Genomic DNA, 15,490 nt, shown 5'->3' on the forward strand with positions numbered 1-15,490 from the left:
GAGTCGTTAAGTCACAGCACTGAAAGCAAAAGGGGCGGCGGATTGGCTCCGCCGCCCCCGTCTCGAGCCGATCCGGCCCGATCAGGTTCACCAGGTCTTGGTCAGGCTGACCCCGTAGAGGCGCGGTTCCAGCGTGTAGACATTGGTGAACAGGCCCGAGGTGTCGTCGGTGGTGTAGGCGTCGGTGATCGGCGTCTTGTTCAGCAGGTTCTTCACATAGGCGTCGATCGACAGGCCCAGTTCCGGCTTTTCGATCTTGAGCGTCAGGTTGACGTTCTCCCAGGATTTCAGCCGGTCGTACTCGGTGTTGTAGATGCGGGCGTACTGCTCGCTCTGGCGGTAGTAGTCGCCGCGCACGGTGGCGGCCCAGCCGGACGGCAGGTCCCAGGTGTATTGGGCTCCGAGCGACAGGGTCCAGTGCGGCGAGTTCGGCAGCTCGTTGCCCGACAGGTCTGCGGCGCGGCCGTCGATCGAGGCCCCGGCGGCGTAGTTGTAGAGGCCCACGCCGTTGGCCAGGGTGTTGGCCGTCAGCGCCACCGTCACCAGGCCGGTGGCCTGGGCCGGGGTGAAGCCCTGCGAGATCAGGGCCCCGGCCAGGGTCGAGGCCCCGGCCGCGGGGCCGCCGGCCGCCGCCAGGATGGTCTGCACCGCCGTGGCCTGGGCCGCGGTCAAACCAGCCCCGCCCGAGGCGGTGGGCAGGGTGTAGAGGGTGTTGGCCAGGTTGCTGTAATAGCTGCTGGCGCCGGTGCCGGGTCCGGCGCAGGCCAGCGGCAGGGTGCCGCCCAGGCCCGCGCCGATGATGGTGGCCACGCCGGCGGTGGTCAGCACGCAGTTGCTGCCCAGCGCCGCGGTCGGCCGGGCGGCCTTGACCAGGGTCAGGGCCGCGTCGCTCTGGGTGCGGTTCATCACGTCGATCGAGGACACGCCGTCCTTGATCTGGGTGTTCAGGTAGCCGACATTGGCGTTGAGGCGCAGGCCCTTGACCGGCTGCCACAGGGTTTCAAGTTCGACGCCCCAGACCTTGGCGTCGATGTTCTCGTTGACCGAGGTGCGGTTGACGATCTTCGAGATCTGGTAGCCCTGGTAGTCGTAGTAGAAGCCGGTGGCGTTCAGCAGCAGGCTGCCGCCCAGCAGGGTGTTCTTGGCCCCGATCTCGTAGGCGTTGACGAATTCCGGCTGGTAGGTCGCCGCCACGCCGGCCACGCCGATGGCCCCCGGCGGGTTGGCGCCGCCGCCCTTGTAGCCCTTGGAATAGAAGGCGTAGAGCAGGGTCTCGTCGGTGAACGGCAGGTTGGCCTTGTAGTCGAAGCCCAGGCGCCCGGTCAGTTCCTTGAAGTCCGACTTCTGCTGCGCCGGCGTGCCGGTGATCAGGCCGTAGCCAGGGGCGAGCAGGGCGGTCGAGATGTTGTCCGAGGTCTTCTTGTCGTGGGTCTGGCGCAGGCCCAGGGTGAACTTCAGGTCCTCGCTGGCCTGCCAGTAGACCTCGCCGAACAGCGCCGTGGCCTTCAGGTGGTAGGGCGTGCGGTTGTCGAAGTAGTTGTGGCCCTCGCCGGTCGGGTTGGGCGAGGTGTCGATGCCGATGCAGTTGGCCGTGGTGGTCGGATTGCAGTTCGGGTTGCCGGTGTTCTGGAAGTTCAGCGCCAGGGCCGAGATCGTCAGGCCGTTGGAGACCACGTAGTAGTCGGTGACGCCGCGGTAGTCGAAATAGATGCCGCCGATGTTGAAGTTGATCGGGCCATCGAAGGCCGACTGCAGGCGGAACTCCTGGCTGATCTGCTTGGCGTTGGATTTCGAGATGTCATAGGTCAGGAAGGTGTTGGCCGTGCCGGTCTGCGGGTCGGTGAAGTTGCCGCCCGGCGTCAGGGCCGTGTTGTTGAACGTGCCCGGCGAGATGTTCCGGAAGTAGTCCTGCTTGGAATAGATGTCGCCGGTGCTGATCGAGCTCAGCGACGTGAAGGTCAGCTGGTCGGTGATGTCGTAGGCGAAGTTGAACTGGTAGACGTCCGAGGTCGACCGGTAGATCGGGTCGAAGCGGGTCTCGATCTCGCGCAGGTCGCGGGTCACCGTGTCGCCGGCGTTGAGATCGCCGCTGGTGAAGCCCACCAGGTTGCCCAGAACGCCGTAGAGCGTGCCGGACGTGTTGACCGTGCCGTAGGCGGCGTTGCTGTAGAGGCTGGCCGAGGCGCAGCCTTGCGTGAGGTAGCGGCGCGACGTGCCGGTGGCGACGCCGCCGACCGTGGCGGGGCCGTCGTCCTTGGTGCAGAGCTGCTTGCCGATACGGGCGCGGTTGTCGTCTTCCTTGAAGTGTTCCCACATCAGGTTGACGCGCAGGCGCTCGTTCGGGTTCACCGCCAGGCTGACGCGCGTGGAATAGAGGTCGCGGTCGTCGACCTTGTGGTTGTTGAAGGTGTTGGTGACGAAACCGTCGCGCTGCACCAGGGCGCCCGCGATGCGCAGGGCCATCTTCTCCTCGACGATCGGGATGTTGACCATCCCGCGCACCTTCTTGGTGTCGTAGTTGCCGTACTCGACGCGGCCCAGGGCCTCGAAGCGGTCGGACGGCTTGGCGGTGATGATGTTGACGACGCCGCCGGTGGCGTTGCGGCCGTAGAGCGTGCCCTGCGGGCCGCGCAGCACTTCCACCCGCTCCACGTCGTAGAACTCGGCCTCGAACAGGTTGCTGGCCTGAAGCGGCGCGTTGTTGACGTGCACGCCCACGCCGCTGTCGGCCGAGACGCCGACGCCCTTGGAGCCGATGCCGCGGATCTGGAAGTTGAAGCTGTTGGTGAAGTTGCTCTTGCCGAAGCTGACGTTCGGGATGGCCTGCTGCAGGTTGGGGCCGCCGTCGATCTTCTGGGCTTCCAGGCTGTCCTGGCTGAAGGCCGAGACCGCGATCGGCACGTCCTGGAGGGCTTCCTCCTTCTTCTGGGCGGTGACGACCAGTTCCTCGATCACGTTGTCGGAGGCCGGCTTGGCCGGAACCTGAGTCTGGGCGAAGGCCGGGGCGGCCACGGCGGTCAGTACGGCGGCGGAAGCGCCCATGGCCAAGAGGCGCCGCAAGCGCGGGGTCTGCGTCATTCGAAATCCCTCCCTGGACGCGATGACGCCTTGTCGGCGGCCCCTATCCGCGTCCCGTTGTTTCCTCGTCGCCGCACGTTTTCATTGTCGTATCTCCTTTGCGGAGATCGGCGCGCAGGTGTCCGGCAGACCTGCTTCGACTTTGCGAGATTGCATACTTGCGTTCTTTGGCTGTCAACTGGCGGCGCTGTAAGTAAACAGCGATAGGTTACGGCTTTTCACTTTCCGCAACGTCACCCAATTGTTGTAACTAGGCGTTTTCTCAAAAATTAGAAAAACGGGTGTATCGCCTGACCTAGGGTCAAGCGTGCGGACAGGCTGAATACAGCGAGGAAATCCGCTCCCCCACGCCGGGTATCTTGTCTCATTCCCGTAAAAGGTACAGCGCAAAACGGCGTTCCCTGAATGCCGGGCGCCTGGCCCCGCCGCGCGCCGCCGTTCCAGCCGAAGCCAAGGTCGTGTAGAGGAGCGGCATGTCCGCATCTTCCCTGTCTTCTTCTCCTTCGGGGCCTTCCGCGCCCTCGGGCGCCGCCCTGGTGCTGTTCTCCGGCGGCCAGGACTCCAGCGTCTGCCTGGCCTGGGCGCTCGAGCGCTACGAGCGCGTCGAGACCCTGGGTTTCGACTACGGCCAGCGCCACTCCATCGAAATGGAGGCCCGCCAGGCCGTCCGTCACCAGGTCGCCGCCCGCTTTCCGCACTGGGCCGACCGCCTGGGCGAGGACCATGTGCTCGACATCAGGAGCTTCGGCGCCGTGGCCCAGTCGGCCCTGACCGCCGACCGCGCCATCGAGATGACCGAGCGCGGCCTGCCGTCGACCTTCGTGCCCGGCCGCAACCTGGTGTTCCTGATCTACGCCGCGGCCCTGGCCGATCGCCGGGGCATCGACGCCCTGGTCGGCGGCATGTGCGAGACCGACTTCTCGGGCTATCCCGACTGCCGGCGCGATACTCTGGACGCCATGCAGAGCGCCATGAACCTGGGCATGGACCGCAGTTTCCGCGTCGAGACGCCGCTGATGCACCTGACCAAGGCCCAGACCTGGGCCCTGGCCAAGCAGCTGGGCGGCGAGGACCTGGTCGACCTGATCGTGGTCGAGAGCCATACCTGCTACCAGGGCGAACGGGGCGAGCTTCACCCTTGGGGCCACGGCTGCGGCGAATGCCCGGCCTGTGAACTGCGCGAGAAGGGCTACGCCGAATGGGACGCGGCCGGGCGCGAGGCGCTGGTCCCGTGACCTATTCCGTCAAAGAGATCTTCCTGACCCTGCAAGGCGAAGGCGGCCAGGCGGGCAAGGCGGCCGTGTTCTGCCGCTTCTCGGGCTGCAACCTGTGGACCGGCCGCGAGCAGGACCGCGCCAAGGCCGTCTGCACCTTCTGCGACACCGACTTCGTCGGAACGGACGGGGAGGGCGGCGGCAAGTTCGCCACCGCCGACGATCTGGCGAACGCAGTGGAGGCGGCCTGGACTGGCGGCCTGGACGACCGGCTGGTGGTCTGCACCGGCGGCGAGCCGCTGCTGCAACTGGACGCGGCCATCGTCGAGGCCCTGCATGCGCGCGGCTTCCAGATCGCCATGGAAAGCAACGGCACCCTGCCGGCCATCGACGGCATCGACTGGATCTGCGTCAGCCCCAAGGCCGACGCCCCCGTCGTCCAGACCTCGGGTCAGGAGCTGAAGCTCGTCTTCCCGCAGGAAAAGGCCATGCCCGAGCGCTTCGAGGCCATGGATTTCGAGCGCTTCTACCTGCAACCGATGGACGGCCCGGACCGCGACAGGAACACGCAATTGGCCGTCGCCTATTGCCTTGCCCACCCCAAATGGCGTTTAAGCGTCCAGACACACAAGTATCTCGGCCTGCCCTGATGGATAGGGCGCTCGGTTTGGTGACAGGACCGCGCGCTAGAGCCTCCCAGGCCTAGTCATAAAAGAAGTCCATGTCCGAACCCGTCTTCGAGATCACGAAGGCCGCGCATTTCGATGCGGCCCACTACATTGAGCAAGGCCCCGGCGATCACCGCTATCGCCGCCTGCACGGCCACTCGTTCCGCGTCGAGGCCAGCGTGAAGGGTCCCATGCTGGCGGCCGGCTGGGTTGCTGACCTCGAGAGCCTGGACGTCGCCTTGAAGGCGGTGGCCACCGAGCTCGACCATGGCCTGCTCAACGATCGCCCGGGGCTGGAGAGCCCGACCCTGGAGCGCATCTGCCTCTATTTCGCCGAGCGCCTGAAGCCGCAGTTCCCCGGCCTGTCGCGCGTGGTGCTGTCGCGCCCGACCATCGGCGAGAGCTGCGCGCTGACGCTTTAAGGAACCTCCCCCTGTGGGGGGAGGCGGCCGAAGGCCGGTGGGGGGAAGTTTTCAGCGTCCACCGCGTCGGCCGATTTCGAAAATACTCCCCCCACCGATCGCTTCGCGATCACCTCCCCCAAAGGGGGAGGTTCGTTTATCCCCGACTTTGACGCCGCCGCCTCTTTCGCGGCGGCGCGGAGTTCGCCACACACGCGCCATGCGGATGATCGGCTACTTCCGGGTCCCGCCCGTTCGGGGCGCGACCTTCGACGGACCCCTGGCGGACAAGCTGACGGCCGCCGGCTGCCAGGCGCTGCACCACGACGCCTGCTACGCGCTGGCCGTGCACAAGCCGGGCCTGGAGGCGGCCATCGCCTCGGCCAGGCCTGGCGACCTGCTGGTGGTTCCCAGCCTGCACGCCTTCGCCGCCCATATCGTCGACCTGTTGCACGTCATGGGCAAGCTGCAGGCGGCCGGCGTCTATCTGATGAGCCTGAGCGAGGGGATCGACACCCGCATGCCGGGCGGCTTCTTCCCGGTCTGCGCCCAGTTGCTGCAATTCAACGACCAGACCCGCATGGTGCGCACCGCCGAAGAGAAGATCGTCCGCCTGGGCCGTCCGCGTCCCGCGCCGACCGAGGCGGAGGCCGAGGAGCCTGCGTCGGAAACGGACGCAGAGCCGCCGCCGCAGGCCTGAGGGCTCTTTCCACAGAACGGCGGTCGCGATACCCCTCTCGTCACCAACGACCCGGGAGGTCCCGCCGTGCTCTACGCCATCCTCTGCTACAACGATCAGGACCTGGTCTCCGGCTGGAGCAAGGCCGAGGACGAGGCGGTGATGGCCAAGCTATCGGTGGTCCACGACCGGCTCTATGCCGAGGGTAAGCTGGGGCCGGCCGGCCGCCTGGGCTTCACCGGCTCGGCCAAGACCCTGGTCAAGGGTCAGGAGCCGCCGGTGGTGATGGACGGACCCTACGCCGAGACCAAGGAAGCCATGCTGGGCTTCTACATCGTCGACTGCGCCTCGATGGACGAGGCCCTCGACGTGGCCCGCGCCCTGGGCGAGGCCAATCCGACCGGCGCCTACGAGATCCGGCCGCTGTCGCTCTATCTGCAAGGCGTGGCCGTCGGCGACCAGGTTCCGCAGGCGGCGGAGTAGAGGTCAGTCCCGCTGGGCTTTCTTCCACTCGCGGAACTCGCGCTTTTCGCGGTCCTTCTTGCTCTCGCCCGGGATGACGGCCTTGCCGGCTCCGACGGCGACCTTGCCAGCCGTGCCGACCACGGCTCCGGTCGCGCCAACGACGGCGCCGCCGGCGGCGACGGCCAGGCAGCCCTGGGCGCCGACGGCGACGGCCAGCAGGGCGGGAACGAGAAGCAGGCGGGAAGGGCGCATGAAATGAACTCGTGGAACGAAGGTCCACGGGTTGTAGCCGATCAAAGGTTTACGATCTCCGCGACCAGAAGACGCTGTCGGCAGGACGACAGTTCTTGTGGCGAAAATGCGTCGGCTTGCCGGTGTTAATATTCGTAAAGAAAAAAATCAGGAACGAGTTGGAAAGTTCGGTGGTTCAGCTGTCGAATGATCGAGACCTGACCGATGCCCCGCCGCGAAGACATGATCAAGCAAGAGGCCCAGGCGCTGTGGCGAGAGCTGCACGGTGAGCCCGTTCCCGACCTCAGCGGCTCGGAACTGCTCGATATGATCTGCGGCGGCGCGGACATCGCCGGCTACGACCGCGTCCAGTCGCCCTTCCTGCGTCCGTCGATGATCACCCGCCCGGAAGACTGGCGCGAGCGGCGGGGACGGGGGTAAAGCCTGCGAGCGAGCGCGCGCCACCCGCCTCTCTCGCTCAAACCTGAGCCGAACTCGAAAGGTCTGAGCAGGCTGAGGAACCTCCCCCTGTGGGGGAGGCGATCGCACAGCGATCGGTGGGGGGAGTGATTGCGAAATGACCCACCGCTCCGAAAGCTGAAACCGTCCCCCCACCGGCCTTCGGCCGCCTCCCCCAGAGGGGGAGGTTCGCCGACCAAGATCCTCCCCCCGAAGGGGGAGGTGGCCGAAGGCCGGAGGGGGAAGTTCCTGATGAGGTCGAAGCGGTTGCTGAGTCAGCAGCGACTTCCCCTTCAGTCGGCTTCGCCGACAGCTCCCCCTTCAGGGGGAGCTACTTGAGCAACGCCCTCAGACCCGCTCGCCGCCGCCGCCCGGCAGGAAGGCGCCGCCGCCGGTCTGGGCGCGGTGGCGCAGGAAGGCGTCGGCCAGCACGCAGGCGGTCATGGCTTCCACCACCGGCACGCCGCGGATGCCCACGCAGGGGTCGTGGCGGCCCTTGGTGCGCAGGTCGATCTCCTCGCCGGCCTCGTTGAGGGTCTGGCGGGGGATCAGGATCGAGGAGGTCGGCTTGAAGGCCACGCGCGCCACGACCGGCTGGCCGGTCGACAGGCCGCCCAGCACGCCGCCGGCGTGGTTGGACAGGAATTCCGGCTCGCCGTTCGGGCCAAGGCGCATCATGTCGGCGTTGTCCTCGCCGGTCAGGGCGGCGCTGTCGAAGCCCTCGCCGATCTCGACGCCCTTGGCGGCGTTGATCGACATCAGGGCGCTGGCCAGTTCGGCGTCGAGCTTGCCGTAGAGCGGCGCGCCCCAGCCGGCCGGCACGCCGACAGCTTCGACTTCCACCACGGCGCCGGTCGAGGAGCCGGCCTTGCGGATCGTCTCCAGGTGCTCTTCCCACACCGGAATGATCGCGGCGTCCGGCGACCAGTAGGGATTTTCCTCGGTCTGCGCCCAGTCCCAGTTCGCCCGGTCGATCTTGTGCGGACCGATCTGCACCAGGGCCGCGCGCACCATGACGCCCGGGATCACCAGCCGCGCCACGGCGCCGGCCGCGACCCGCGCGGCCGTCTCGCGGGCCGAGCTGCGCCCGCCGCCGCGATAGTCGCGCACGCCGTACTTGGCGAAATAGGGATAGTCGGCGTGACCGGGGCGGAAGGCCTGGGCGATCTCGCCATAGTCCTTGGACCGCTGGTCGGTGTTCTCGATCATCAGGCTGATCGGCGTGCCGGTCGTACGCTGGCCGCCGGTGCGTTCGTCCTCGAACACGCCCGACAGGATGCGCACGGCGTCCGGCTCCTGGCGCTGGGTGACGAACTTGCCGTTGCCCGGGCGGCGCTTGTCGAGGAAGCCCTGGATCATTTCCGCGGTCAGCAGGATGCCCGGCGGCACGCCGTCGACGACGCAGCCGAGGGCGGGCCCGTGGCTCTCGCCCCAGGTGGTGACGCGGAACAGGTGACCGAAGGTGTTGTGCGACATGGCGAGGCTTCTAGCCCAAAGGGCGTTTGGGGGCGAGACTTTGCGGGTGGTAAGGCGGCGCTTCAGTTGTTGCGCAAGAATTTGCCGGCAGGGCGGCGAAACCTCGTCCTTCGACAAGCTCAGGATGAGGTCTCTACTGATCCGCCGAGCCTGAAATGGTCCTCATCCTGAGCTTGTCGAAGGACGAGGACCACGCACTGAACTCAGACCCAGTCCGGAACCAGGTCCCGGGCCAGCATCTCGTCATAGGTCGGGCGCTTGCGGATCACGGCGTAGTGGTCGCCGTCGACCAGCACCTCGGGCACGAGGGGGCGGGTGTTGTATTCGCTGGCCATGGCCGAGCCGTAGGCGCCGGCCGACATGAAGGCGACCAGGTCGCCGGGCCCGAACGGCGGCAGGGCGCGGTCGCGGGTGAAGGTGTCGCCGGTCTCGCAGACCGGGCCGACGACGTCGTAGACGCTCTCGCCGCTCTTGGGATGCACGGGGCGGATGTCGTGGAAGGCGTCGTACATGGCCGGGCGCACCAAGTCGTTCATGGCCGCGTCGATGACCAGGAACTTGCGGCCTTCCGGGCGCTCGTGGACGTGGATCACTTCCGACACCATCACGCCGGCGTTGGCGGCGATGACGCGGCCCGGCTCGAAGGCCAGCTTCACCGGCAGGCCCTTGGTGACCTCGGCCACCATCGCGGCGAAGGCGGCCGGGGGCGGGGGCTCGGGGTGGTTGAAATAGGGCACGCCCAGGCCGCCGCCGAGATCCAGGCGCTCGACCGACAGGCCCTCGCCGATCAGCTGCTCGACCAGGCCCCGCATCTTGGTGAAGGCCGCGCGCATCGGCTCCAGGTCGGTGATCTGGCTGCCGATGTGGCAGGCCACGCCGATGGGCTCCAGCGCGGCGTTGTTGCTGGCGTTGGCATAGAGGCGCGCGGCCTCGGCGAACGAGACGCCGAACTTGTTCTCCGACTTGCCGGTGGCGATCTTGGCGTGACCGCCGGCCGCGACGTCCGGGTTGACCCGGAAGGCGATCTTGGCCCGCACGCCCAGTTCGGCGGCGACGCTGGCGATCAGCTCCATCTCCGGCTCGGACTCGACGTTGATCTCGGCGACGCCGGCCTTCAGCGCGAAGGCGATCTCGTCGCGCTTCTTGCCCACGCCCGAGAACACGATGCGCTCGCCGGGGATGCCGGCGGCCAGGGCGCGGCGCACCTCGCCTTCCGACACCGTGTCGGCGCCGGCGCCCAAGTCGCCCAGCACCTTCAGCACGGCCACGTTCGAGTTGGCCTTCACCGCATAGGCCACCAGCGGATCGACAACCCCGGCATTGACCAGGGCGTCACGGAACACCGTGAAGTGCCGCTCCAGGGTGGCGCGGGAATAGACATAGACGGGCGTGCCGACCTCGGCCGCGATCCTGGCCAGGGGGACGCCTTCGCAGGCCAGGCCCTCGGGGCCGTATTCGAAGTGGTTCACTTAAGGGGCTTTCGGTGTCGGTCGTGCGTCCTTCGAGGCTCGGCTGCGCCTCGCACCTCAGGATGAGGAACTCAGCACAGACCCTCCTCATCCTGAGGCGCCCGCGTCAGCGGGCCTCGAAGGACGCAGGGATTGTCAGTTCGGCGTCGAGGACGGGAAGCCGGCGGCGGACGGACCGCCGAACGGGTCGGACGGCGCGCCGCGCAGCGGAGCCGCGCGGGTCGTGCGGTTGCTTGAGGCCGGGTCGATGTTCTCCTGCGTGCCGTTCGGGCGGGCCGGCTGGTTGGCGCGGGCCGAGGCCTCGCGGCGCTTGGAGGCTTCGGCGGCCTTCTTCTCCGGACCCCACAACGGAGCCGGGCGCTCCAGCTCGGCCTGCTTGCCGCAGGCCGACAGGGCGGCGCCGGTCAGGCCCAGGGCGGCGATGGCGATCAGGGTGGCGGGACGGATCATGCCAGGGTTTCCTTCCAACGCGCGATCTGGGCGCGGACCTGGGCGGGGGCGGTCCCGCCATAGCTCATGCGGCTGGCCGCCGAGGCGGCCGGGGTGAGGACGGCGTAGACCCCGTCGGTGATCCGCGGCTCGATGGCCTGGAATTCGCCCAGGCTCAGGTCCGACAGATCAACGCCCTTGGTCTCGGCAGCCTTCACGGCCGAGCCTGTCACGTGGTGGGCGTCACGGAAAGGCATGTTCAGTTCGCGCACCAGCCAGTCGGCCAGATCGGTGGCGGTCGAGAAGCCGGCGCCAGCGGCGGCGGCCATCTTCTCGGTGTTGGGCGTCAGGTCGGCGATCATGCCGGCCATGGCCAGCAGGGACAGCTCCAGGGCGTCGAAGGCCTCGAAGGTCGGGACCTTGTCCTCCTGCATGTCCTTCGAATAGGCCAGCGGCAGGCCCTTCATGACCACGGTCAGGGTGGTCAGGCTGCCCAGGATCCGGCCGACCTTGGCGCGGATCAGCTCGGCCGCGTCGGGGTTCTTCTTCTGCGGCATGATCGAGCTGCCGGTCGTGAAGGCGTCGGTCAGCTTGATGAAGCCGAACATCGGCGTCGTCCACAGCACGATCTCCTCGGCCAGGCGCGACAGGTGCGTGGCGGTGATCGAGGCGGCCGACAGGGCTTCCAGGGCGAAGTCGCGCGAGGAGACGCTGTCCAGCGAGTTGGCGGTCGGGCGATCGAAGCCCAGCGAGGCGGCCGTCTGGTGGCGGTCGATCGGGAAGGGCGAGCCGGCCAGGGCGGCGGCGCCCAGCGGGCACTCGTTCATCCGGGCGCGGGCGTCGCGGAAGCGGCTGGCGTCGCGGCCGAACATCTCGACATAGGCCATCAGGTGGTGGCCGAAGGTCACTGGCTGGGCCGGCTGCAGGTGGGTGAAGCCCGGCATCAGGGCGTCGGCATAGGTCTCGGCCTGGGCCAGCAGGGCCTTCTGGAGCTCGACCAACTGGGCGGCCGAGCGGTCGGCGGCGTCGCGCACCCACAGGCGGAAGTCGACGGCCACCTGGTCGTTGCGCGAGCGGGCGGTGTGCAGCCGGCCGGCGGTCGGGCCGATCAGCTCGCGCAGCCGCGCCTCGATGTTCATGTGGATGTCTTCGTACTCGTCACGGAACGGGAAGGTCCCGGTGGCCAGCTCGTCCTCGATCTTGGCCAGGCCTTCGAGGATTTCCTCGCCGTCGCTGCTTGCAATGACGCCCTGGCTGATCAACATCCGCGCGTGGGCGCGGCTGCCCGCCAGGTCCTGCGCCCACAGGCGCTTGTCGAAACCGATGGAGACGTTGATCGCCTGCATCAGTTCGGCCGGCTTGGCCGAGAACCTGCCGCCCCACATGGCTTGGCCCTGGCCGTTCGCGGCGGGCGATTTGGAGGCGTTGTCGGTCATATGAGCGAAGTCCAGTCGGGTGGGCCGCGCAAGCGCGACGGTCTGAAGTGGGCGATCGGCGCCGTCATGCTCGTCGGCGTCGTCGCGGTCCTATACGTCATCGCCCAGGCTTCGTTCAAACCCGCAGAGCTCGCCGACCTCAAGGAATTCAAGAAGGGGTCTTTAGCCAAGCTGGACGTGCCGGCCCAGCCGCGCGCCGCGCCGGCCACCGTCTTCACCGACATGGACAACCAGCCCCACACCCTTGCCGACTTCAAGGGCCAGGTGGTGGTCATGAACCTGTGGGCCACCTGGTGCGCGCCCTGCAAGAAGGAGATGCCCACCCTGGCCAAGCTGGCGGCCGCCTACGCGACCCAGCCGGTCAAGGTGCTGCCGATCAGCGTCGACCGCGACAGCGACGTCAACCTGATCCAGGCCGAGATGGCCGCCAACCGGCCGCTCGTCTCGTTCCGCGACAAGTCCTACAAGATGTCGTTCGACCTTCAGCCGCGCGCGGCCGGCTATCCGACCACGGTGATCTACGACAAGCAGGGCCGCGAGCGCGCCCGCATCTCCGGCGAGGCCGACTGGTCCAGCCCCGAGGCCCGCGGCCTGGTCGAAGCCCTGCTGAAAGAGAAATGAGCCCCGAGGTTCTCGAGCCCATCGCCGACGCCGCCTGGCCCGCGCGCGAGCGGGAACGCCTGGGCGGCTGGCGGTTGAACGCCACGGACGGCTTCTCGCTGCGGATCAACGCCTGCTGGCCGCTGGGCGCGCCGGACCGCGATCCGGACAGCGCCATCGACACCGTCGAGGCCTTCTATGGCGAGCGTGGCCTGCCGGTCCGCTTCAAGCTGACCGACGGGGCGACGGCGCCGGCTGACCTGGCCGACCGCCTGGCGCGCCGGGGCTACGCCCCGCACGGCGAGACCCTGCTGATGACCGGGCCGGTCGTCGGCGCCGCCGATCCGGAGGTCGAGATTTCGGCCAAGCCCGATCCGGCTTTCGAGGCCCTGCTGGTCGCCTCCGCGAAAGGCAATGCGGCCGACGCCAACGAGCGGCTGCAGGCGCTGGGCCGGATTCCCGCGCCGGCCCGGTTCGCCCGGCTGACCCTGGACGGCCGCACCGCCGCGCTCGGCGCCTGCGCCGTCGACGGCGAGGCGGCCGGGATCTTCGGCATGCGCACCGATCCGGACTTCCGCCGCCGTGGCCTGGCCCGCCGGGTGCTGGGCGCCCTGCTGGCCGAGGCGGCCTCGCTGGGCGGGCGGACGGCCTATCTGCAGGTCGAGGACGCCAACGCCGCGGCCATCGCCCTCTACGCGGCGCGCGGTTTTTCGACGGCCTACCGCTATCGCTACTGGAGCCGGTCGGCCGGCGATTGACGCGAGCCGGCTTTTCGGTTGCTCATCGCCCTCGGGGGCGCGGCGCGTATTTCCGCGCGTTTTCGGGGGAAAATCGGTCGTGGATCACGGCAATCAGAAACTGATCGGCTACGGCGTCACGGCGCTGGTCGTGGCCATCGTCTTCGCCTTGCGCTTCCGCTCGATGAGCAAGGAGCGCCGGCTGAAGCTGGAGTTCATGTGGATCCTGCCGGCCGTCATGGTCGTCGCCACGGTCTTCCTGTTCATGCAATTCACGCCGCACGGGACCGACTGGCTGTGGCTGGCGGGGATCTTCGCGGTGGGGGCGACGATCGGCTGGTGGCGCGGCCGCCTGATCCCGATCGCCATCGATCCCGACACCCACGAGCTGAACACCAAGCCCTCGCCGGCGGCGATCCTGTTCCTGCTGGGCATCTTCGTCGTGCGCTTCGCCCTGAAGACGGTGTTCGAGGCGGAAGCGGAGGCCTGGCACATCAGCGCCGTGCTGCTGACCGACGGCTTCGTCGTGCTGGGCGTCGGCCTGTTCGGCGTCTCGCGCCTGGAGATGGCGCTGCGGGCGATCGGCCTGCTGCGCGAGGCCCGTGCGGCCAGGGCGGCCCAGGCGGCCTAGGGGCAATACCCCTTCATCGTCATCCCGGCCGGAGCGAAGCGGAGAGCCGGGACCCAGGGGCCGCCGCACAGTGTCGGCAAGCGTCGGGGGATCGTGTCGCCGCCGCGCCCAGTCGCCTGGGTCCCAGCTCTGCGGTCCGCTGCGCGGCCCTCCGGCCGGGATGGCGAACTCAGGAGATCCCAGCTTTCACGCTCGAAAATCAAACGTCGTTATCTAACAAGTTTACAAAACAAACTAGTTGATCCATGGTCGCCTCCAACCTCGACACGAGGGGGAGGCAACCCATGCACGCGCCGCTCAGCGCTTCAGAGAAGACAGCCGTATCCGGCGGCCGCAACGCTCCGGTCGGCGCCCTGCGCGCCTTCGTCACCCTGCTGGTGATCTTCCACCACACGGCGATGACCTATCATCCTTACGCGCCGGCCCCGAAGGCGTTCGACGCCCAGCCGATCCTGTGGACGGCCTTCCCGGTCGTGGATCCGCAGAGGGTAGGGGCGTTCGGGATCCTGACCCTGGTCAACGACATGTTCTTCATGTCGCTGATGTTCTTCATCTCCGGCCTGTTCGTCGCCGACGGCCTGCGGGCCAAGGGCGCGGGCGGGTTCCTGAAGGGCCGCGCCCTGCGCCTGGGGATCCCGTTCGTGGTCGCCGCGGCCCTGCTGGCGCCGCTGGCCTATTATCCGGCCTGGTTGCAGTCGGGCGGCGTTCCGTCCGTGGCGGCCTTCGCCGCGGCCTGGACGAAGCTGCCGTTCTGGCCGGCCGGCCCGGCCTGGTTCCTGTGGGTGCTGCTGGCCTTCGGGGTGATCGCGGCGGGGACCTACGCCGTCGCGCCTGGCCTTCTCGATCGTCTGGCGCGGCTGGGCGAGGGCGCCGAGCGCAAGCCCGCCCGGTTCTTCTGGGCCCTCGTGCTGGTCAGCACCCTGGCCTACCTGCCGCTGTCGATGACCACGCCGTTCGGTCACTGGACCATGATCGGGCCGTTCACTGTGCAGACCGCCCGTATCGGCCACTACCTCGTCTACTTCCTGGCCGGGATCGCCGTCGGCGCGGCGGGTGTCGGCCTTGGCCTGACCGACCCGGACGGCAAGCTGGCCAGGCGCTGGTGGGCCTGGCAGCTGGCGCCGGTCCTGCCGATCGTCGGCGGGGTGGCGACCTTGATCCTGGCCTTCTCGCCCAACCCGCCGCCGCGGCCGTTCCTCGACGTCTTTGGCGGGCTGATGTTCACCCTGGCCTGCGCCACGCTGTCCTTCGCCGCCCTGGCCACGTTCCTGCGCTTCGCGCGCCGGACGGGCCCGGTCGGCGCGAGCCTGCAGGCCAACGCCTACGGCATGTACCTGCTGCACTACGTCTTCACCTCGTGGCTGGCCTGGATGCTGCTGCCGCAGGACTGGAGCGGGTTGGCCAAGGCGACCGCGGTGTTCGTCGGGGCGACGGCGCTGAGCTGGCTGTCGACCATGGTCCTGCGCCGCATGCCGCTGTTGGGACGAATCCTGTGAGCCTGCATGATGTCGCCGACG

16 protein-coding genes and 1 pseudogene are annotated in these 15,490 nt (G+C 68.3%); 11 read left to right on the forward strand and 6 right to left on the reverse strand.

What is annotated here, in order from left to right; all coding sequences use genetic code 11:
* Positions 1–87 precede the first annotated feature (87 nt).
* A complete protein-coding gene (locus DDF62_RS19580) occupies positions 88–3,078 on the reverse strand; it encodes a TonB-dependent receptor (RefSeq protein WP_116490624.1) in 2,991 nt (996 codons plus the stop codon).
* Positions 3,079–3,551: 473 nt separating this feature from the next.
* On the opposite strand from DDF62_RS19580, the gene queC reads away from it, so the two are divergent.
* The 5 genes from queC (at position 3,552) to DDF62_RS19605 (ending at position 6,523) form a co-directional block, all read left to right on the forward strand.
* Positions 3,552–4,313, forward strand: a complete 762-nt coding sequence (gene queC, locus DDF62_RS19585; RefSeq protein ID WP_116490625.1) for a 7-cyano-7-deazaguanine synthase QueC — start codon at positions 3,552–3,554, stop codon at positions 4,311–4,313.
* The gene (queE, locus tag DDF62_RS19590; RefSeq protein WP_116490687.1) at positions 4,310–4,942 is read left to right on the forward strand and encodes a 7-carboxy-7-deazaguanine synthase; all 633 of its coding nucleotides are present in this window, start codon (positions 4,310–4,312) and stop codon (positions 4,940–4,942) included. The genes queC and queE overlap by 4 nt, the downstream gene beginning before the upstream one ends.
* A 71-nt stretch (positions 4,943–5,013) precedes the next feature.
* Positions 5,014–5,382 (forward strand): 6-pyruvoyl trahydropterin synthase family protein, encoded by a 369-nt coding sequence (locus tag DDF62_RS19595; protein WP_116490626.1) that lies wholly within the window; start codon positions 5,014–5,016, stop codon positions 5,380–5,382.
* 205 nt (positions 5,383–5,587) lie between these two features.
* The gene (locus tag DDF62_RS19600; RefSeq protein WP_165832302.1) at positions 5,588–6,061 is read left to right on the forward strand and encodes a recombinase family protein; all 474 of its coding nucleotides are present in this window, start codon (positions 5,588–5,590) and stop codon (positions 6,059–6,061) included.
* A 66-nt stretch (positions 6,062–6,127) separates the two neighbouring features.
* Positions 6,128–6,523: a YciI family protein gene (locus DDF62_RS19605; protein WP_116490628.1), complete on the forward strand. Its 396-nt coding sequence runs from the start codon at positions 6,128–6,130 to the stop codon at positions 6,521–6,523.
* A gap of 3 nt (positions 6,524–6,526) precedes the next feature.
* On the opposite strand, the gene DDF62_RS19610 is transcribed toward DDF62_RS19605, so the two are convergent.
* Entirely contained in the window at positions 6,527–6,757 is a 231-nt protein-coding gene (locus DDF62_RS19610; RefSeq protein WP_116490629.1) for a hypothetical protein, read from the reverse strand.
* A 204-nt stretch (positions 6,758–6,961) separates the two neighbouring features.
* Between DDF62_RS19610 and DDF62_RS19615 the strand changes: the two genes are divergently transcribed.
* Entirely contained in the window at positions 6,962–7,177 is a 216-nt protein-coding gene (locus tag DDF62_RS19615) for a hypothetical protein (protein WP_116490630.1), read from the forward strand.
* Between the two features lie 366 nt (positions 7,178–7,543).
* Here the strand turns inward: DDF62_RS19615 and aroC are convergent, their stop codons facing one another.
* Both aroC and lysA read right to left on the reverse strand, forming a co-directional pair.
* Positions 7,544–8,671 (reverse strand): chorismate synthase, encoded by a 1,128-nt coding sequence (gene aroC / locus DDF62_RS19620; RefSeq protein ID WP_116490631.1) that lies wholly within the window; start codon positions 8,669–8,671, stop codon positions 7,544–7,546.
* Between the two features lie 203 nt (positions 8,672–8,874).
* Positions 8,875–10,140: a diaminopimelate decarboxylase gene (gene lysA, locus DDF62_RS19625; RefSeq protein ID WP_116490632.1), complete on the reverse strand. Its 1,266-nt coding sequence runs from the start codon at positions 10,138–10,140 to the stop codon at positions 8,875–8,877.
* 43 nt (positions 10,141–10,183) lie between these two features.
* On the opposite strand from lysA, the pseudogene DDF62_RS26320 reads away from it, so the two are divergent.
* Positions 10,184–10,271 (forward strand): annotated as a pseudogene (locus DDF62_RS26320) (hypothetical protein); the annotation flags it as partial.
* Between the two features lie 4 nt (positions 10,272–10,275).
* Here DDF62_RS26320 and DDF62_RS19630 read toward each other — a convergent pair.
* Together DDF62_RS19630 and argH are read right to left on the reverse strand one after the other, a co-directional pair.
* Entirely contained in the window at positions 10,276–10,590 is a 315-nt protein-coding gene (locus DDF62_RS19630; protein ID WP_165828845.1) for a hypothetical protein, read from the reverse strand.
* A complete protein-coding gene (gene argH / locus DDF62_RS19635; protein WP_116490634.1) occupies positions 10,587–12,005 on the reverse strand; it encodes an argininosuccinate lyase in 1,419 nt (472 codons plus the stop codon). The genes DDF62_RS19630 and argH overlap by 4 nt, the downstream gene beginning before the upstream one ends.
* Here argH and DDF62_RS19640 point away from each other — a divergent pair, their 5' ends adjacent.
* From DDF62_RS19640 to DDF62_RS19655, 4 genes are all read left to right on the forward strand, one after another.
* Positions 12,006–12,626 (forward strand): TlpA family protein disulfide reductase, encoded by a 621-nt coding sequence (locus DDF62_RS19640; protein ID WP_116490635.1) that lies wholly within the window; start codon positions 12,006–12,008, stop codon positions 12,624–12,626.
* Positions 12,623–13,363, forward strand: a complete 741-nt coding sequence (locus tag DDF62_RS19645; RefSeq protein ID WP_116490636.1) for a GNAT family N-acetyltransferase — start codon at positions 12,623–12,625, stop codon at positions 13,361–13,363. The genes DDF62_RS19640 and DDF62_RS19645 overlap by 4 nt, the downstream gene beginning before the upstream one ends.
* A 79-nt stretch (positions 13,364–13,442) precedes the next feature.
* Positions 13,443–13,973 (forward strand): CcdC protein domain-containing protein, encoded by a 531-nt coding sequence (locus DDF62_RS19650; protein ID WP_165832303.1) that lies wholly within the window; start codon positions 13,443–13,445, stop codon positions 13,971–13,973.
* Between the two features lie 284 nt (positions 13,974–14,257).
* Positions 14,258–15,469: an acyltransferase family protein gene (locus DDF62_RS19655; RefSeq protein WP_116490638.1), complete on the forward strand. Its 1,212-nt coding sequence runs from the start codon at positions 14,258–14,260 to the stop codon at positions 15,467–15,469.
* The last annotated feature ends 21 nt before the right edge of the window (positions 15,470–15,490 follow it).

Origin of the sequence: Caulobacter radicis, from assembly GCF_003094615.1 — a bacterium.
Classification (GTDB): domain Bacteria; phylum Pseudomonadota; class Alphaproteobacteria; order Caulobacterales; family Caulobacteraceae; genus Caulobacter; species Caulobacter radicis.